The 15,973-nt window shown below is 67.0% G+C and carries 15 protein-coding genes and 1 tRNA gene; 8 read left to right on the forward strand and 8 right to left on the reverse strand.

What is annotated here, in order from left to right; all coding sequences use genetic code 11:
• Nucleotides 1–2: 2 nt before the first annotated feature.
• Nucleotides 3–644: an ATP-dependent Clp protease proteolytic subunit gene (locus PIB44_RS09350; RefSeq protein ID WP_024354168.1), complete on the reverse strand. Its 642-nt coding sequence runs from the start codon at nt 642–644 to the stop codon at nt 3–5.
• Nucleotides 645–812: 168 nt separating this feature from the next.
• Entirely contained in the window at nt 813–2,156 is a 1,344-nt protein-coding gene (gene tig / locus PIB44_RS09355) for a trigger factor (protein WP_025977409.1), read from the reverse strand.
• Nucleotides 2,157–2,328: 172 nt separating this feature from the next.
• Here tig and PIB44_RS09360 point away from each other — a divergent pair, with 172 nt between their 5' ends.
• Complete coding sequence (locus PIB44_RS09360; RefSeq protein WP_278069165.1) at nt 2,329–3,042, forward strand: MBL fold metallo-hydrolase; 714 nt, start codon at nt 2,329–2,331, stop codon at nt 3,040–3,042.
• A 16-nt stretch (nt 3,043–3,058) separates the two neighbouring features.
• Here PIB44_RS09360 and PIB44_RS09365 read toward each other — a convergent pair whose 3' ends face one another.
• On the reverse strand, nt 3,059–3,355 hold the full coding sequence (locus PIB44_RS09365) for a hypothetical protein (protein WP_134581118.1): 297 nt from the start codon (nt 3,353–3,355) through the stop codon (nt 3,059–3,061).
• Between the two features lie 173 nt (nt 3,356–3,528).
• Between PIB44_RS09365 and PIB44_RS09370 the strand changes: the two genes are divergently transcribed.
• Nucleotides 3,529–3,762, forward strand: a complete 234-nt coding sequence (locus PIB44_RS09370; RefSeq protein WP_029673451.1) for a con-10 family general stress protein — start codon at nt 3,529–3,531, stop codon at nt 3,760–3,762.
• A 78-nt stretch (nt 3,763–3,840) separates the two neighbouring features.
• Here the strand turns inward: PIB44_RS09370 and egtB are convergent, their stop codons facing one another.
• Together egtB and PIB44_RS09380 are read right to left on the reverse strand one after the other, a co-directional pair.
• Nucleotides 3,841–6,006, reverse strand: a complete 2,166-nt coding sequence (gene egtB, locus PIB44_RS09375; RefSeq protein WP_278069166.1) for an ergothioneine biosynthesis protein EgtB — start codon at nt 6,004–6,006, stop codon at nt 3,841–3,843.
• Nucleotides 6,007–6,568: 562 nt separating this feature from the next.
• Nucleotides 6,569–6,874 carry an SCP2 sterol-binding domain-containing protein gene (locus PIB44_RS09380; protein WP_024354161.1) on the reverse strand — a complete coding sequence of 102 codons (306 nt, stop codon included), beginning with the start codon at nt 6,872–6,874 and terminating at the stop codon, nt 6,569–6,571.
• 198 nt (nt 6,875–7,072) lie between these two features.
• On the opposite strand from PIB44_RS09380, the gene PIB44_RS09385 reads away from it, so the two are divergent.
• Nucleotides 7,073–7,249 (forward strand): hypothetical protein, encoded by a 177-nt coding sequence (locus PIB44_RS09385; RefSeq protein ID WP_278069167.1) that lies wholly within the window; start codon nt 7,073–7,075, stop codon nt 7,247–7,249.
• 34 nt (nt 7,250–7,283) lie between these two features.
• Here the strand turns inward: PIB44_RS09385 and PIB44_RS09390 are convergent.
• Nucleotides 7,284–7,375 (reverse strand) — tRNA-Ser (locus tag PIB44_RS09390).
• 258 nt (nt 7,376–7,633) lie between these two features.
• Here PIB44_RS09390 and PIB44_RS09395 point away from each other — a divergent pair.
• Genes PIB44_RS09395 through PIB44_RS09410 form a run of 4 tightly spaced genes read left to right on the forward strand, consistent with a single transcriptional unit; the run spans nt 7,634 to nt 12,388 of the window.
• Nucleotides 7,634–9,061: an exopolysaccharide biosynthesis polyprenyl glycosylphosphotransferase gene (locus PIB44_RS09395; RefSeq protein WP_278069168.1), complete on the forward strand. Its 1,428-nt coding sequence runs from the start codon at nt 7,634–7,636 to the stop codon at nt 9,059–9,061.
• The gene (locus PIB44_RS09400; RefSeq protein ID WP_278069169.1) at nt 9,061–10,512 is read left to right on the forward strand and encodes a lipopolysaccharide biosynthesis protein; all 1,452 of its coding nucleotides are present in this window, start codon (nt 9,061–9,063) and stop codon (nt 10,510–10,512) included. Before PIB44_RS09395 ends, PIB44_RS09400 begins: the two co-directional genes overlap by 1 nt.
• Nucleotides 10,509–11,441 (forward strand): glycosyltransferase family 2 protein, encoded by a 933-nt coding sequence (locus PIB44_RS09405; protein ID WP_278069170.1) that lies wholly within the window; start codon nt 10,509–10,511, stop codon nt 11,439–11,441. The genes PIB44_RS09400 and PIB44_RS09405 overlap by 4 nt, the downstream gene beginning before the upstream one ends.
• A complete protein-coding gene (locus tag PIB44_RS09410; RefSeq protein WP_278069171.1) occupies nt 11,438–12,388 on the forward strand; it encodes a glycosyltransferase family 2 protein in 951 nt (316 codons plus the stop codon). The genes PIB44_RS09405 and PIB44_RS09410 overlap by 4 nt, the downstream gene beginning before the upstream one ends.
• A 51-nt stretch (nt 12,389–12,439) precedes the next feature.
• Here PIB44_RS09410 and PIB44_RS09415 read toward each other — a convergent pair whose 3' ends face one another.
• Both PIB44_RS09415 and PIB44_RS09420 read right to left on the reverse strand, forming a co-directional pair.
• Nucleotides 12,440–13,120, reverse strand: a complete 681-nt coding sequence (locus PIB44_RS09415) for a P-loop NTPase family protein (protein ID WP_278069172.1) — start codon at nt 13,118–13,120, stop codon at nt 12,440–12,442.
• Nucleotides 13,121–13,225: 105 nt separating this feature from the next.
• Nucleotides 13,226–14,671 carry a GumC family protein gene (locus PIB44_RS09420; RefSeq protein ID WP_025977418.1) on the reverse strand — a complete coding sequence of 482 codons (1,446 nt, stop codon included), beginning with the start codon at nt 14,669–14,671 and terminating at the stop codon, nt 13,226–13,228.
• A 125-nt stretch (nt 14,672–14,796) separates the two neighbouring features.
• On the opposite strand from PIB44_RS09420, the gene PIB44_RS09425 reads away from it, so the two are divergent.
• A complete protein-coding gene (locus tag PIB44_RS09425) occupies nt 14,797–15,525 on the forward strand; it encodes a polysaccharide biosynthesis/export family protein (RefSeq protein WP_025977419.1) in 729 nt (242 codons plus the stop codon).
• Nucleotides 15,526–15,973 lie beyond the last annotated feature (448 nt).

The following is a 15,973-nucleotide window of genomic DNA, read 5'->3' on the forward strand; positions in this document are numbered from 1 at the left end:
GCTTAGGGAGCCTTGACGCCGTCGTCGTCAGCCTGGGTGCGCTTGTCATAGACGTGGTCGACGATGCCCCAGGCCTTGGCTTCCTCGGCGGTCATGAAGTGGTCGCGGTCCAGGGTGCGCTCGACCTCTTCATAGGTGCGGCCGGTGTGCTGGACGTAGATTTCGTTGAGGCGGCGCTTGGTGGCGATGATGTCCTCGGCGTGGCGCTCGATGTCCGAAGCCGTGCCGCGGAAGCCGCCCGAGGGCTGGTGCACCATCACCCGCGCGTTCGGCAGGGCGACGCGCTGGCCCGCCTCGCCGGCCGTCAGGATCAGCGAGCCGGCCGATGCGGCCATGCCCATGACCACGGTCGAGACTGGCGACTTGATGTATTGCATGGTGTCGTAGATCGCGAGCGCCGAGGTCACCTGACCGCCGGGGCTGTTGATGTACATGCTGATTTCCTTCTTCGGGTTTTCCGATTCCAGGAACAGCAGCTGGGCGCAGATCAGCGAGGCCATGCCGTCTTCGAACGGGCCGGTCAGGAAGATGATCCGCTCGCGCAGCAGGCGCGAGAAGATGTCGAAGGAGCGCTCGCCGCGGCTGGATTGCTCCACCACCATCGGCACGAGGTTATTGGAGATGTAGTCGATCGGATCGCGCATGAAGGCCTTCTCGAATTCAGGAGGGTCGCACGACTCATACGGCGCGCGCCTGTCTTCTACGATATCGCGTTCATGAGGCCTCGGCGCAAGGCGGCGCCGGAAAGCAAAATCCCCGCCCCGGAAAACCGGAGCGGGGATCGCAAGGCTCAGGGCCTGAGGAAGAAAGGCTTACGCCTCGTCTTCTTCCTTCATCAGCTCTTCCTTGGTGATGGCTTCGTCCTTCACCTCGGCGACCGAGACGATCAGGTCGACGACCTTTTCCTCATAGATCGGCGCGCGCAGTTGGGCGGCGGCGTTCGGGTTCTGGCGGTAGAAGTCCAGCACCATCTTTTCCTGACCCGGATAGTTGCGGGCCTCGGCCATGATGGCGTTCGACAGTTCCTGATCCGTCACGCCGACGTTGTTGGCGCGGCCGATCTCGGCCAGCACCAGACCCAGGCGCACGCGGCGCTCGGCGATCTTGCGGTACTCGGCCTTCAGTTCGTCTTCCGACTTCTTGGCGTCTTCTTCCGGCAGCTGGCCCGCGTCCTTGTCGGCCGAAACCTGAGCCCAGATGCCTTCGAACTCGGCGTCGACCATCTTCGGCGGCAGGGCGAAGTCGTGGCCTTCGTCCAGGATGTCCAGCAGGGCGCGCTTCAGCTTGAAGCGGGTGGCGCCGGCGTATTGCTGGTTCAGGTTGGACTTCAGCAGTTCCTTCAGCTGGTCCAGCGACTCCAGGCCGATGCGCTTGGCGAACTCGTCGTCGATCTTGGATTCGACCTCGGCCTTGATGGCCTTGACGGTGACGTCGAAGGTCGCGGCCTTACCGGCCAGGTGCTTGGCCTGGTACTCTTCCGGGAAGGTCACTTCGATGGTCTTTTCTTCACCGACCTTGGCGCCCTTCAGCTGCTCTTCGAAGCCGGGGATGAAGCGGCCCGAGCCGATCACCAGGTCCGCGTCGGTGGCGGCGCCGCCGTCGAAGGCTTCGCCGTCGATCTTGCCGACGAAGTCGATGGTCAGCTGGTCGCCGTCGGCGGCCTTGACCGTCTTGCCCTTCTTGTCCTCGTAGGACTTGGCCTGCGAGGCCAGTTCCTTCAGCGCCTCGTCCAGGTCCTCTTCCGAGGCCTCATAGGTCGGGCGGGTCAGCTTCAGGGTCTTGGGGTCGACCGGGGTGAATTCCGGCATGACTTCCAGCGACATTTCATAGGCCAGGTCTTCCTGACCGGCGATGACCTTGTCCATGTCGGAGGTCAGGTTCATTTCGGCCGGCGCGGCCGGACGCAGCTTCAGCTCTTCCAGAGCGCCCTGGCTGGTCTCGTTCAGCGAGGCGTTGATGATTTCGCCCATGAAGTCACGGCCGAAGGTCTTCTTGACGTACGAGGCCGGCACCTTGCCCGGACGGAAGCCTTTCAGCTTCATCTGGGGGGCCACTTCCTTGATGCGGGCTTCGAGCTTTTCATTGAGCTCGGCGACGGGAATGGTCACCGCAATCACGCGGCTGAGGCCTTCGTTCGACTTTTCGACGACTTGCATGGTCGGATATCTGACGCTCTGTGGCGACGCCGCAAAGGCGCGCGGTGGATAAAGCAACAGGGCCGCCCCTTTCGGGAGCGGCGCCTCGGAGCCCGCCCTTATGTCGAGAAGGGGCTGAAACGTCAACGCAACGCGGTTCCTTTGTGGTCAGAGGGCCGCTATCTGGTGACGCATGAGCCAGTCGTCAGCCTCTTCCGCAGCCCCCATCGGCGTCTTTGTCACGCCCGTCACCCCGCTTCAGCAGAACTGCACCACCGTGTGGTGCACGAAGACGAACAAGGCCGCCGTCATCGATCCCGGCGGCTCGGTCGACGCTATCCTGGGCGAGGTCGCGCGGCGCGGACTGACGCTGGACGCCATCTGGATCACCCACGGCCACCTAGACCATGCCGGCGCCGCCGCCGAAATGCAGGAGAAGACCGGTCTCGACATCGTCGGCCCGCATCTTGAGGACCAGTTCTGGATCGACCTGATTCCCACTCAGGGCCAGAAGTACGGCCTGCCCGAGGCCCGCACCTTCACCCCCACGCGCTGGCTGGACGATGGCGACGTGCTGACCCTGGGCGAAACCACGTGGGAGGTCTTCCACTGTCCCGGCCACACGCCCGGCCACGTGATCTTCTTTAACCGCGAGGCTCGCTTCGCCCAGGTCGGCGACGTTCTGTTTCAGGGTTCGGTCGGCCGCACCGACTTCCCGCGGAGCGATCATCAGGCGCTGCTGAGCGCGATCACCACCAAGCTGTGGCCGCTAGGCGACGACGTGACCTTCGTGCCGGGCCACGGGCCGTATTCGACCTTCGGGGCAGAGCGGCGCACCAACCCCTTCGTCTCGGATCGGGCCATGCAGGCGGCGCCGATCGCGCGCCCCGCCTCCGGCCCGGCCTGACCTCCCTGATAGTCGTCTAACGCGCGGCCAGCAGGCCGATCAGGACGCCGATGCCAAGGGCGTAGAGCGTCATGCGGATCGGCTCATCGCGAATCGCGTCGCGGGCCTCAGAGCTGCGATGGCGCGCCCAGTCGCGCACCTCGGCCGCATCTTCTCGCACAGCCTGACGCAGGGGGCGTGGCCGCGCCCCGGCGGCCAGAATCTCGTCGGCGGCGCCCTCAAGACGGTCGCCAAGGGTGGAGCGGTCCTCGATGATGTCCTCGGGCGATGGCGCGCCGTCCGTATGGGCGAAGGGGTCGTTGGATGCCGACATGAACTGAGCTCCTGAATGCTGCACTCCGAGCCTCGATGAACCCGCCGAAGTCCGCGCGGTTCCGTCTTGTCGAGGCGCGCCGCCGAACAGGGTTTTAATCCTTTCTCGGAACCTCCGCGCCGGGGCTGGGTTCTCTTTCGCAAGCGCCACCGTCTACGAAAGGAACATCCGAAATGGCCGAAGGTCAGCCCACTCGCGGCTCCGGTGTTTCCAAGCGAGGCTTCGCCTCGATGGACCCGGAACGTCAGCGCGAAATCGCCCGCAAGGGCGGCGCCAGCGTCCCCAGCGAGAAGCGCAGCTTCTCTCAGGATCGCTCTCTTGCAGCCCAGGCCGGCCGCAAGGGCGGCGAAGCCTCCCACGGCGCGCGCAACAAGGCCGCTCAGGATCCGGCGACGCCGAAGCGCTGATCCCAGCGACACAGTTTCAGACTTTACAGACGGCGCGGGAAACCTCGCCGTTTTTCTTTGCCCGAAAAGACCCGAAGACTAGCTGCCCAGCAACGCCAGGGCCACGCGCGGCGCGTCGCTGACCGCGAACGCCTCGATACGCCAGCCCGCCGCCTCGGCCAGGGCGCGCACGCGGGCCTCGTCGAACTTGCGCGAGCTTTCGGTGTGGATCGTCTCGCCCTGCGCAAAGCGGAAGACCAGCTTGCCAAGGCGCACCGTCATGGGGCGCAGGGCCTCCAGATGCATCTCCATGCGCGCCTCGGCCTCGTTCCAGACCGCCCGATGGGCGAAGGCGTCCAGATCAAAGTCCGTCCCCAGATCGCGGTTGGCCCGCGCTAGCACGTTCAGGTTGAAGCGGGCGGTCACGCCTTGCGCGTCGTCATAGGCGGGGACCAGGACCGACGGCTCCTTGATCAGATCGACGCCCAGAATGAACAAGGCGTCCGGCCCCAACATGTCGCGCGCGTCGCGCAACAAGGTCTCGGCGGCCTCTGGCGTCAGGTTGCCGATGGTCGAGCCCGGGAAGAAACCGACGCGACGCCCCTGCCCCGCTTCGGCCGGCAATACGCCCATATGCTCGAAATCGCCAACCTGCGGCAGGACCCTTAGCGCGGGATAGGCCTGTCGCAACCGCGCCGCCGCGTCATCCAACGCCGTAGGGCTGATGTCGATGGGGATATAGGCCGCCAGATCAGGCGCGGCGTCCAGCACGATCCGGGTCTTCTCGCTGGCGCCCGAGCCCAGTTCGACCAGGACGGCGTCAGGGCCGAACCGCCCCGCCCAGTGCGGCGCGACCCGCCGCAGCAGCGCCGCTTCCTGTCGGGTCGGATAGTATTCCGGCAGCCGCGTAATCGCCTCGAACAGGTCCGAGCCTCGCGCGTCATAGAACCACTTGGGCGGCAGGCTCTTTGGCCTGGCCGCCAGGCCGGCGACCAGATCGCGACGAAAAGCCTCATGCTCGTCGTCGCTCTCGCCGCGTCGCCTCGCCTCGTCAGCGTCCGACGCCACCCGCACGCCGGTGAAGGCCCAGCGCTGGTCCGGATAGAAGAAGTTGCGATAGGTCGGCCGCGCGTGGCCCGGCGCAGTGGCGAAGGCACCGCCGCGCAGCACCATCTGATTGGCCATGAACTTGCCGTTGTACTCGGCCGCCGTGCCTTCGGTCGGGCGAAAACCGGGGTAAGGGGCATAGGCGCTGGCGGTCCATTGCCACGCCTCGGTGTCCAGATTGGAGAAGGCCTCGGGTCGGCTGCGGGCCGCGTGTTCCCACTCCGCCTCGGTCGGCAGGCGTCCCCCCGACCACCGCGCGAAGGCGTCGGCCTCATAGAAGCTGACATGACGCACCGGCGCCGCCGGATCGACCGGCCGCCGCCCCGCCAGCGTCATCACCGTCCAGCCGCCGTCTTCCTCACGTCTCCAGTAGAGCGGCGCCGTCCAGCCCTTCGCTTGAACCGTCGCCCAGCCGTCGCTCAGCCACAGATCGGGCCGCGCGTAGCCGCCGTCGCTGATGAAGGCCAGCCACTCTCTGTTGGTGACCAGGTCCGCCGCTAGGTCGAACGGCTCCAGCCAGACGCGGTGAGCGGGCCGCTCATTGTCGAAGGCGAAGCTGTGGCCGGCGTCGCCGATTTCGACCAGTCCGCCTTCAAAACCTTGCCAGCCGCCATACGGAGCCTCCAACGGCGACGACCGCGGCTCTTCGTCATAGACGGCCGGATCCAGGGGCGAGCGCGACATCAGATGGAGGATATCCATCAGGAACAGCTCCTGGTGCTGCTGCTCGTGGTTCAGGCCCAGCTCGAAGAGATATCGCTCTAGCGCGCCAAGCGGCCTTGCAGCGTCGGCAAGGCGCGCTTCCATCCGCCGATCGACCTCTGCCCGATAGGCCATGACCTCAGCCCGGGAAGGCCGGGTCATCAGACCCCGTTCGGCGCGCCCGATCCGTTCGCCCAGAGCCTCGTAATAGGAGTTGAAAACCCGCCCCAGCCTGGGGTCGATCGGCTGATAGCCCGGCTCTTCGAGCAGCATGGTTTCAAAAAACCAGCTAACATGGCCGAGGTGCCATTTGCCCGGACTGGCCTCCGCCATCGACTGAGCCTGCAGGTCTTCATCCGTCAGCGACGCCGCCAGTATCGGCAACACGCTGCGGGTCCGGCGATAACGTTCCAGGTCATCGACGGGTGCGGTCGCCCTATGCTGCATGCTGCCCATGAAGCCGCTTCGCCCCCATTTTGATTTCGACGATCGCCACCTTCTCGAAATGCAGCCGGCGCGCAGGGGGTTCCTTAAGTCGTGAGCGGACCCTGGCGGAGGCTCAGCATCGCCACGTGGCGTACGGAAAAGAAGGTGATCGGCCGGCGGCGCAACCGGGTCGGCGATGACGCTAAAATAATACTGGCCGCAAAAGCGGCGCCGCAGGAACAGCGCCTCTCTGAAGGGGTTTAATTCCCAGCCTTAGGAGAGTCCGCAATGATGACTCCGCAACACCCTTCGTCCCCCCAAAGCCCCCGTCCGGCCAAGCGCGGCCTTATGGACTGGCTGTTCGGCCGGCCGCCAGCTCCGCCCAAAAAATCAAGCACGAATCTTTATTTGGGCGACATCGTCGATGGCGATTTCAGTTCGCCGTCTGTCCATCACCACCACAGGAATCCGCCTGATAAGGCGGGATAGGACGACCCGCGCCGGCCCTGAACCGGGCGCGAGCCATCCCCCAAACGAAAACGGCGCGGCCCCATCGGAGCCGCGCCGTTGACCATCAGACCTCAGCCCGCCGTTAGCCCTTGAGCAGCGGCGCCAGCTTTTGGGCGATCATCATGTCGCCGGCGATCTTCAGCTTGCCCTGCATGAAGGCCATCATCGGATCCAGGCGACCCTCGGCCAGGGCGACGAAATCGTCCCACTTGATCGAGACCGTGGCGTCGGCCGGCTTGTCGTCGTTGCTGACGGTGTTCGGAGCCGAGGCGCCGTCGATGAAGATCTTGCCGTCATCGCCGAAGTCCAGCTTCACGGTCTTGCCCAGACCCGAGTTTTCGCCGACGGCGGCGCGGATCTTGTCGGTGGCGAGGGCCAGATCGGCCATGTGCGTTTCTCCCGTTGAGAAGTTGAGCCACAGGCCTAACCCGCGCGCCGCGCGGCGCCAAGATCACCTTAGGGAAGCTCGCCCCTGAAGAGGCCCAACATGCGGCCTCCCTCACATATGGCTCAGGTTACATGAGTTTGCGTTCGTCCCCGGCTAGACCGCCTAAAAGCAAGGCGTCTGCGTAACGAGGACTCGTCAATGACTCGCCTGCTCACTCCAGAGGAAGTTCGCCTGGATCAACTGTGGCGCGAGCGTTTCGGGCAACCGCTGCCGATGGTCGGCGCGCCCGAAGTCGCCCGTCGCATCCTGCGCCAGCACGGCGTCCCTGTACGCCGCCCCACCGACGCCAAAGCCGCCCCCTCCCAGCAAGGCTGAGGCTGCATCATCATTTATGTAAGGTGAAAGGTTCTGGCGGAGACGGAGGGATTCGAACCCTCGGTACCCCTTACAGGGTACGACGATTTAGCAAACCGTTGCCTTCAGCCACTCGGCCACGTCTCCGGCAGGCCGCGTGGATAGCGAGTCGCGCGACGCTTCGCAATGCGGAACTGACGCCCTTTGTGTTAACCCGGCATAAGACTGGCATGTGAGAGGGGATTATCGCCCTGTTTTGCTCGATTTCGGGAAAGAGAATTGGCCCTCACGCCTGCTGACAGCCTGACATCCGCGACGGATCGCGCGCGCGCATCTCGCGCAGCGTCGGCCGAATCGCGCGCTGCGGCGCCGGCAGGGCCGGCGGAGCGGACGCGGCGCGGGCCGTTGCGTCCAGAGGTTTGGCTGAACACCCGACAGCGCGCGGCGGCGCGACGCCGGGTCTTCTATTTCCGTGGGGTGGACATCGTCGCCTCGTCCTTCCTGTGCGTCGTAGCGATCGAGCGGCTGGCCCCAGGCGGTCTGATGCAGGTCGGGCTGTTTCAAGCCCTGCCGATCCTGCTCGGCGCACTGGTCACTCTGGGCCTGATGCGCTCGCTGGGCCTATATCGTTTTGACAGCAGCCGGGCGCCGGCGCGCCATCTGGCGGGGGTCGCTGTCGTGGCCGCCCTGGGCGGAGCCATCGCTTGCGCGCTGGGGCTCGTCCTGCCCGGCGAAACGCCCCTGGCCGAATACGGCTGGTGGGCGATCGCGTCCACGGTGGTGGTGACCGGCCTGCATACCATCTGGCGAATGCTGGTGGCGCAATGGAGAAGCCGCGGCGACTTAACGCCCAACGTCGTCGTGGTCGGCGCCACGCGCCATGCTGAATCTCTGATCCGCGAGGCGCTGGATCGCCGCGACCTGAACATTCTGGGCGTTTTCGACGACCGCCTGGCCCGTACGCCCGACGCCCTGGCTGGAGTGCCGGTTCTGGGCGGCGCCGACGCCCTGCTCGACCATCGACTGACGCCCTATATCGACCGCGTCATCCTGGCCATCGACCCCAAGGCCGAGGCGCGGGTGCGCGCCCTGACGCGCCGGCTGGAAGTCCTGCCCATCCCGCTGACGCTTCTGGTCGATCCCAAGGGCGCCGCTCAACGCAACGAGGCGCTGGAGAAGCTGGCTTCGGCCTCCCTGCCCCTGCTGGGCGGCGCGATGGACGGCGAGCGGCGCGCGTTCAACAAGCGCATCCTCGACATCATCCTGTCGGCGCTGGCCTTGGTCACGCTCGGCCCGGTTCTGTTCCTGATCGGCCTGGCCGTGCGGCTGGACAGCAAGGGCCCGGCCCTGTTTCGCCAGCGCCGCCACGGCTTCAACCAGGAAGAGATCGTGGTGTGGAAGTTCCGCACCATGCGTCAGGAAGCCTCCGACGCCACCGCCAGCCGTCAGGTCACAGCCGGCGACGACCGCGTCACCCGTCTGGGCAAGTTCCTGCGCGCCACCAGCCTGGATGAACTGCCCCAGCTGGTGAACGTCCTGCGCGGCGAGATGTCGCTTGTCGGGCCGCGTCCGCACGCGATCGGCATGAAGACCGGCGACGCCGAGTCGGCGCGTCTGGTCGCTGAATACGCCCACCGTCATCGCATCAAGCCCGGGATGACCGGCTGGGCCGCCATCAAGGGCTCGCGCGGGCCTTTACACACGGCCGATGAGGTGCGCCGCCGCGTGCAGCTCGATATCGAATACATCGAGCGCCAGTCCTTCTGGCTGGACCTGTGGATCATAGCCGTGACCGTCCCCGTGTTGTTGGGCGACCGGATGGCCGTGCGCTGATGTTCTGGCGGGGGGTGTTCGGCTATCTGCCGGCCAACATCGTGCAGGGCGTGGTCGGGTTTCTGACCATCATCATCTTTACGCGCCTGCTGTCGCCCGAGGATTTCGGGCGCTACGCCCTGGCCTATTCGGTGCTGACCCTTGCCCATGTGGCGACGTTCAGTTGGCTGGAAGCGTCCATGGCCCGCTTCTGGGCCGCCCAGTCCGACGAGGCGCAGATGGCCGGGCATTTCGCCAGCCTGTATCGCGCCGCCCTCATTATGACCGCCGTCTTCGTGCCGGTCGTCGGTCTCATGGTGTGGCTGTGGCCCATGCCGGACAGCTTCCGCCTGCCGCTGGCGGTGGCCTTGGCGGGCGTGCCGGTGCGCTGCTTCCTGAAGCTGGCGCAGGAACGGTTCCGCGCGGCGGGGGATGTCGGCCCCGCCGCCGCCATCGATATCTGGAGCGCGATGGCCGGACTGGTCTTCGGCGTCGGCCTGGCCCTGCTGGGGCTGGGGGCTGAGGCCCCGTTGGCGGGTATGCTGCTGGCCCCGCTGGCCGCCCTTCCCTTCATCCTTCCCGCCGAACTGCGCGAAGCCCGGCGCGGGCGGCTCGATCGCCAGCGGCTGAAGGCCTACGCCGTCTACGGCTATCCCATCGCCGTCGGACTAGGGCTGACCGTGGTGCTAGCCTCGACGGACCGCTTTCTGCTGGCGCTATTCATGAACGAGGCGGCGGTCGGCGCCTATCACGCCGCCTACAGCATCGCCAACCGGACCCTGGACGTCATGTTCGTTTGGCTGGGCGCAGCGGGCGCTCCCGCCCTCGTCATGGCGCTGGAACGCGGCGGGCGCGAAGACCTTCAAGCCGCCGCGCGCGAACAGGCTTCCACCCTGGTGCTGATCGGCCTGCCCGCCGCCGTAGGCGTGGCCCTGGTCGCGCGGCCGCTGGCCGAGTTCATGATCGGCGAAGACCTGCGCACAGTCGCCGCCTCCGTCACGCCGTGGGTGGCGCTGGGCGCTTTCCTGTCGGGCATGACGACCTATTATTTCGGACAGGCTTTCACCCTGGGCCGCCGCACCGGCTGGCTGTTGCTGGCCATGAGCATTCCGGCGGGCAGCAACATCGTCCTGAACATCTTGCTGATCCCGCGGTTCGGCGTGATGGGCGCGGCCTGGGCGACGGCGATCAGCTTTGCCCTGGGCCTGAGCGCCTCCATGACTATCGGCCGCCGCATCCTGCCGCTGCCGGTGCCGTGGAACGCTCTGGCGCGCTGCGGTCTGGCCGCCGCCGTCATGGCCGCAGCTGTGCTGTTGCTGCCGCCGATCGGAGGTTTCGCCGAACTGATGATGGACGCAGGCGTGGGCGTCGCCGTGTACGGCGCTGTCGCCTACGCCCTGAACGCCGCCGGCGTGCGCGACCTGCTGCGCCGCCTGCGCGGCTTCCTGCAGGCGCGAAAGGCGGCGGCATGAGCGGCTCGCTTCACGACAACACGGCATGGGCGGCGGCGACGCCCGTCCTGTCGGTGCTGATGCCCTTCCTGCGCGACGATCCGGCAGAGCTGCTGCGGATGCTCGACCGCGAGGCCCCTGCCGTCGCAGAGCGCGCCGAGTTGATCATACTGGACGACGGTACGGCGGACCCGGCCCTGACGGCCCGCCTGACCGCCCTGATCGACGCCCTGTCCCTGCCCGCCCGGCTGATCACTCTAGACGCTAACGAGGGCCGCTCCAAAGGCCGCAACCGCCTGGCCGAGGCAGCGCGCGGCCGCTTCTTGCTGTTCCTGGACAGCGACATGCGCCCCGACCATGCGCGCTTCCTCAGCGACTGGGTCGATCTGGCGATTAAGGATGACCCGGCCGTGGCCTTCGGCGGCTTCTCCCTGCTTCAGGCGCCGACCGACGCGCGCTTCGCCGTTCATCGCCAGATGGCCGCGCGATCCGACTGCATACCCGCCGATCAGAGGGCGCTGCAGCCTGAAAAATACGTCTTCACCTCCAACCTTCTGGTGCGCCGGGACGTCTTCGACACCGAGAGCTTTGACGCCGGTTTCAGCGGCTGGGGCTGGGAGGACGTCGAATGGGCCATGCGCGTCTCGCGCCGGTTCACGGTCACGCACATCGACAATCCGGCCACCCACATGGGTCTGGACACCGTCGAGGCCCTGGCCGCCAAATATGAGCAATCGGCGCCCAACTTCGCCCGCGTGGCCGCCCGGCACCCTGACTTCGTCGCCGCCTATCCCAGCTATCGCGTGGCGAAAAAGCTGAAGGCCGTGCCCGGCCTGCGCCTGATCCGGCCTCTATTCAAACAGGCGGCGCGCATCGGCCTGCTGCCCCCCGCCGTACGCGGCCTCAGCCTGCGCCTGTATCGCGCCGCCCTCTATGCAGAGGCGATATGAGCAGCCCTGACGTCGCCGTCGTCATTCCGACCCTGCGTCGCCCGGACGAACTGACCCGCGCCCTGCGCTCGATCTTCGCCCAGCAGAACGTCGACAGCCGCCTGCGCGAAATCGTCGTCGCCGACAACGATCCCGAAGCCAGCGCCCGCGCGACCGTCGAAGCGTTGAGGGGCGAATCGCCGGTCCCGCTGATCTGGACCCACGCGCCGCGACCCGGCGTAGCCACCGCGCGAAACACGGGCCTGGCCGCCACCCAGGCGCCGCTGATCGCCTTTCTGGACGACGACGAGGCCGCCGCCCCCGGCTGGCTCGCCGCCCTGCTGCGCGGTCAGGCGGCGACCCGCGCCGACGCCGTGTTCGGCCCGATCCTGGGTCGCGTGCCGGACGGAACCGGCTGGGCGACGGCCTACCTGGAGCGCTTCTTCGGCCGCGAAGGCCCTGAAGGCGATCAACTGATCGACGAGCCCTACGGCTGCGGCAACTCGCTTCTGGTGCGCGCGACCGCCTTGCCCGGCGAGACGCCCTTCCACGTCGGATCGGATCAGATCGGCGGCGAGGACGATGTCCTGTTCGCCGCCTTGAAGGCGCGCGGCGGCCAGTTCGGCTGGGCGGCCGACGCCTGGGTGGATGAGTTCGCCCCCCCGCATCGGGCCACCCTGCGCTACGCCCTGACCCGCGCGTTCGCCTATGGCCAGGGCCCCAGCCAGACAGCCGCCGAGGCGCGCGACTGGCTCGGCGTCGGCCGCTGGATGGCCATCGGCGCGGTACAGACGCTGGTCTGGGGCGCAGCGGCACTCGCCATGGCCATTATGGGCCGCGACAGCCGCGCCCAGATGGCCGACCGCGCCGCGCGCGGTCTGGGCAAGATCATGTGGATGAAGGGCTTCGAGCCGCGCTTCTACGGCCAGAGCGAACTGGACCGCCTGAACCGCCAGCGCTCCAGATAGTTCTGGACCATTGTTCTGGGTCCAGTCGATTCCGACTGAACCGAAAATGGTCTAGCTGAAGAACCGCTTCAGCAGTTTGGGCGGGCTCCAGGTCGAACGGTTCATCACCAGACCCGCGACACGGCCCCCGGCGGCGTCGATCTCTTCACGCAGGGCGGCAGGCGCGGCTGCGCCGGTGCTGTCCGCCGCCACCACCATCACCGTCGAGTCCGCCAGCGGCGCCAGCGTCAGGGCCATGTCGCTACGGTCCGCCGCCGGGGCGTCGATCACCACGGTGTCGGCATGCGCCCGCAGACGGGTCCAATAGCGCGGATCATCGACCGCCTCGACCCGCTGGCCTGCGCGCAGCAGCTCCATATGGAAGCGGGTGACATACAGCCGCCCTCCCAGGCAGGCCTTGGCCGTCAGGACGCGTCCCGGCGCAGCGGGCTTGCCGTCACGGCCGCGCAACGGCGGCGACACGGCGTAGAAGGCCGACCCGTCCGGCGACGCCCGCACAGACGCCCCCAGGCGCCCGAACCGGTCCGGCTCGGCGGCGATCTGCTCCATCTGGCCCTGCTGCGACAAGTCGCCGTCGATCAGCCAGACCGGACGGCGTCCGCGCACGGCGGCCATACGGGCGAACTCGCGCGCTACCGTCGAGACGCCTTCGCCCGATGTCGCGGCGGCGAACAGGATCACGCGGCCGCGATGCGCCGGGGCCGGCCCCAACGCAGCCCACAGGCCAGCCATTTCTGTCGTCAGATCGACCATGCGAATCGGTTACGCGCGCGCCATTTGGCGAAACCTAGCACGGGCCGTCCGCCGGTCATCGCCGCGTATCCGCGTCATACGCGCTCAGATGCTCTTGGCGGGCGCTACGGCCAGCACCGGCGCGTTGAGGGTGCGGCTCAGGGTCGCGGGCATGGCGAATCCCGGCCGCAGCAGCACCCGCAGCAGGCCGACGCACAGGGCGGTGAAGCCGGCGAACAGGAAAACGGCGATCATCAGCGGCGCCTTCAGGCTCTTGCCCTTCGACGGCGGCTGGGCGCGCTCGATGACGGTGACGTTGTCGGCGCCCGCCTTGACCAGTTCGTTGTCAGCTCGGCTCTGGGTCTCGCGCTGCTGGAACTCGCGGATCGATGCGGTCAGCACCTCGCGGTTGCCCGCCAGGGTCGAGTTGCGCGACTCCAGTTCGGTCAGGCGCGACTGACGCGCGCGCAGGTCCGACAGTTGCCGATCCAGAACGGCCAGCCGCGCCGCCAGCGCGTCCCGCTCGGCCTGGGCGTTGATGCGGGTGGTCTCCAGTTCGACCCAGATCGGGTTCGGTCCCGTGCGGACCTCCTTGGCGCCGACCGCCGTGCCGGTGCCGACATAGGTCTGGAGCTGGGCGATCTTGGCGTCGATCTCGCGCACCGGCTGGGCGTCGGCCTGATAGCGGGCCAGCAGGCTCTCACGTTCCGTGCGCAGTTGCAGGATCAGATCCTGGGCCGAAACGTTCAGATCCTTGTACAGGGCCACCTCGGCCGGGGTCCGCGACAGCTGGCTTACCAGCGTCGCCAGACGCTGCGACGCCTGCTGCAGTTGGGCCTGAACGCCCATCCGCTCGGCGAAGATCGACTGATAGGTGCTGGCGACCGTCGCCCTGGCCGTGGCGAAATCGCCGATATTATTGGTGCGCAGGAAGTCTTCATACGCGCGGTCAGCGTCGCCCAGCTCGTCCTCGAATGTCTGGCGCTGAGTGCGGATCGCCGCCGTCGCGCGGTCCTGAAACACTTCGCGGCGATAGGTCAGATACTGGTCGATGACCGTGTTCAAGACCCGCGCCGACTTGGCCGGATCATCGCTCTTGTAGCTCAGGCCGATCACCGGGCTCAGCGGCGTCACCTCGACGCCCAGACCGCTGGCGACCGCGCGAACCGCCGAAGCCTCGCGGCGGGCCGGATCGGCGGGCGGGGGCGCATCGGGGCTCTGGAAACTCTCGACGCCCAGGGCGCGCACCACGCGGCGCTTGACCTCAAGGCTGTTAAGGATGGCCGCCTCGGACTGAGCCACCTCGGCGGCCGAAGGCGGCATCGCCCGCTCGCCCAGGCCGACGCGCGGCTGGTAGACATATTCCTGACCGACGCCAACAAACAGGCTGGCTCCGGCCGTGTAGGTCTTCTTCATCGTCATCACGACAGCGGCGCCGATGCCGAAGATCACCGCGAAGATGATGACCATCAACAGCAGCTCCCGGAACAGCAGGGCCACGACGTCCATGACGCCGTACCGGGGACGGGTTGCTGTGACGTGCGAACGCATACGGGCCGGATCATCCACCAGTGTCAGACCGGGACAGCTTGAAGCGTTGGCGTTAACCGGCCGTTACCCATAAGGCGTCAACTTGGCGGAACTTCAGTTTCGCAATCGATCGGACCCGGCCGCTCATGGACGTTGATCGCCGCCTGCTTCTTCTGGCGCTGGGCGCCGGCCTGACCGGCTGTGCGTCAAGCGGGCGCAACGAGTCCGCCGCCGTCCTGCCCAGGCCTCAGACAGTGGCCGACCTGCCGCGTGACCTGCCGTTCGCGCCGTGGACCGATATCGAGCCTGAATACCGTCTCTACGCCGGAGACGAGATCGAGGTCGCCCTGCCCACCGCGACCGAACTGACCCGTCAGCTGAAGATCGGCCCGGACGGCCGTGTCTCCCTGCCCCTCGTCGGACATGTGACCGCCGCCGAGCGCAGCCTGTCGGAGCTTGAAGGCGATATCTCGGCCGGCTACGCCCCTCACCTGCTGCGCCCCGAAGTCGAAGTCACGCTGCGCCAGGCCGGCCCGCTCAAGGTCTGGGTCGACGGCGAGGTGCGCAATCCCGGCGTTTTCGACATGCCGGGCCCGATTGACGCCTATCAGGCCCTGATCATGGCCGGGGGCGCCCTGCCGACGTCCAACACTCGAAACTGCGCCCTGATCCGTCGCGGGCCGGGCGATCTGCGCATGCTGAAGGTGCTGGATCTGCGCGCGCCGCGCGGCGAGATTCTGCCCCTGCGTCGCGGCGACATCCTCTTCGTTCCGCGCTCGACGCTGGGCGAACTGGCGGCCTTCTTCACCCAGTTCCGCGCCGCCCTGCCGATCGGCTTCTCCTACGCCATCAACGGCGGCTACGCCTCGACCTGACGCGGGTCGGGGCGATGCGGCGATAAGGAAGCGGCGTCATCGTCGCACTGAGGGCGTTAGCAATCAGTCCCGGGCGCCTGGATCGACTTCCAGAAGCAGTAGACCGCGAACACGTCACGCCCGTTATCGGACTCTATCGTTTGTTCGGGTCGCCGGAAATCACGCGTCTGCGAGCTATTTCGCCCTCAGGGGTAAGTCGAAAATCGAAAATAGGCCCAAATCGAACTAAGTCGATCCGATCGAGCCGCTCGGTTCTGACAACAAGGCCTGCCTCCCCTGCCGTCACAAGCGCATGATCCCTTGTCCCAGGCGCGGTTGCAGTTAGCAGTGCAGAGGTTCCGCCTCGGGCGAGAAGGACGGCGTCTACATTCTTAGCAGTTTGCTTCCGAACAAGGCGGCGGAGCAGTGAGAGCATCGACATGCCCTTTGCTTGCTAGATTTTGGTAAT

Origin of the sequence: Brevundimonas sanguinis (genome assembly GCF_029636725.1) — a bacterium.
Taxonomy (GTDB): domain Bacteria; phylum Pseudomonadota; class Alphaproteobacteria; order Caulobacterales; family Caulobacteraceae; genus Brevundimonas; species Brevundimonas sanguinis.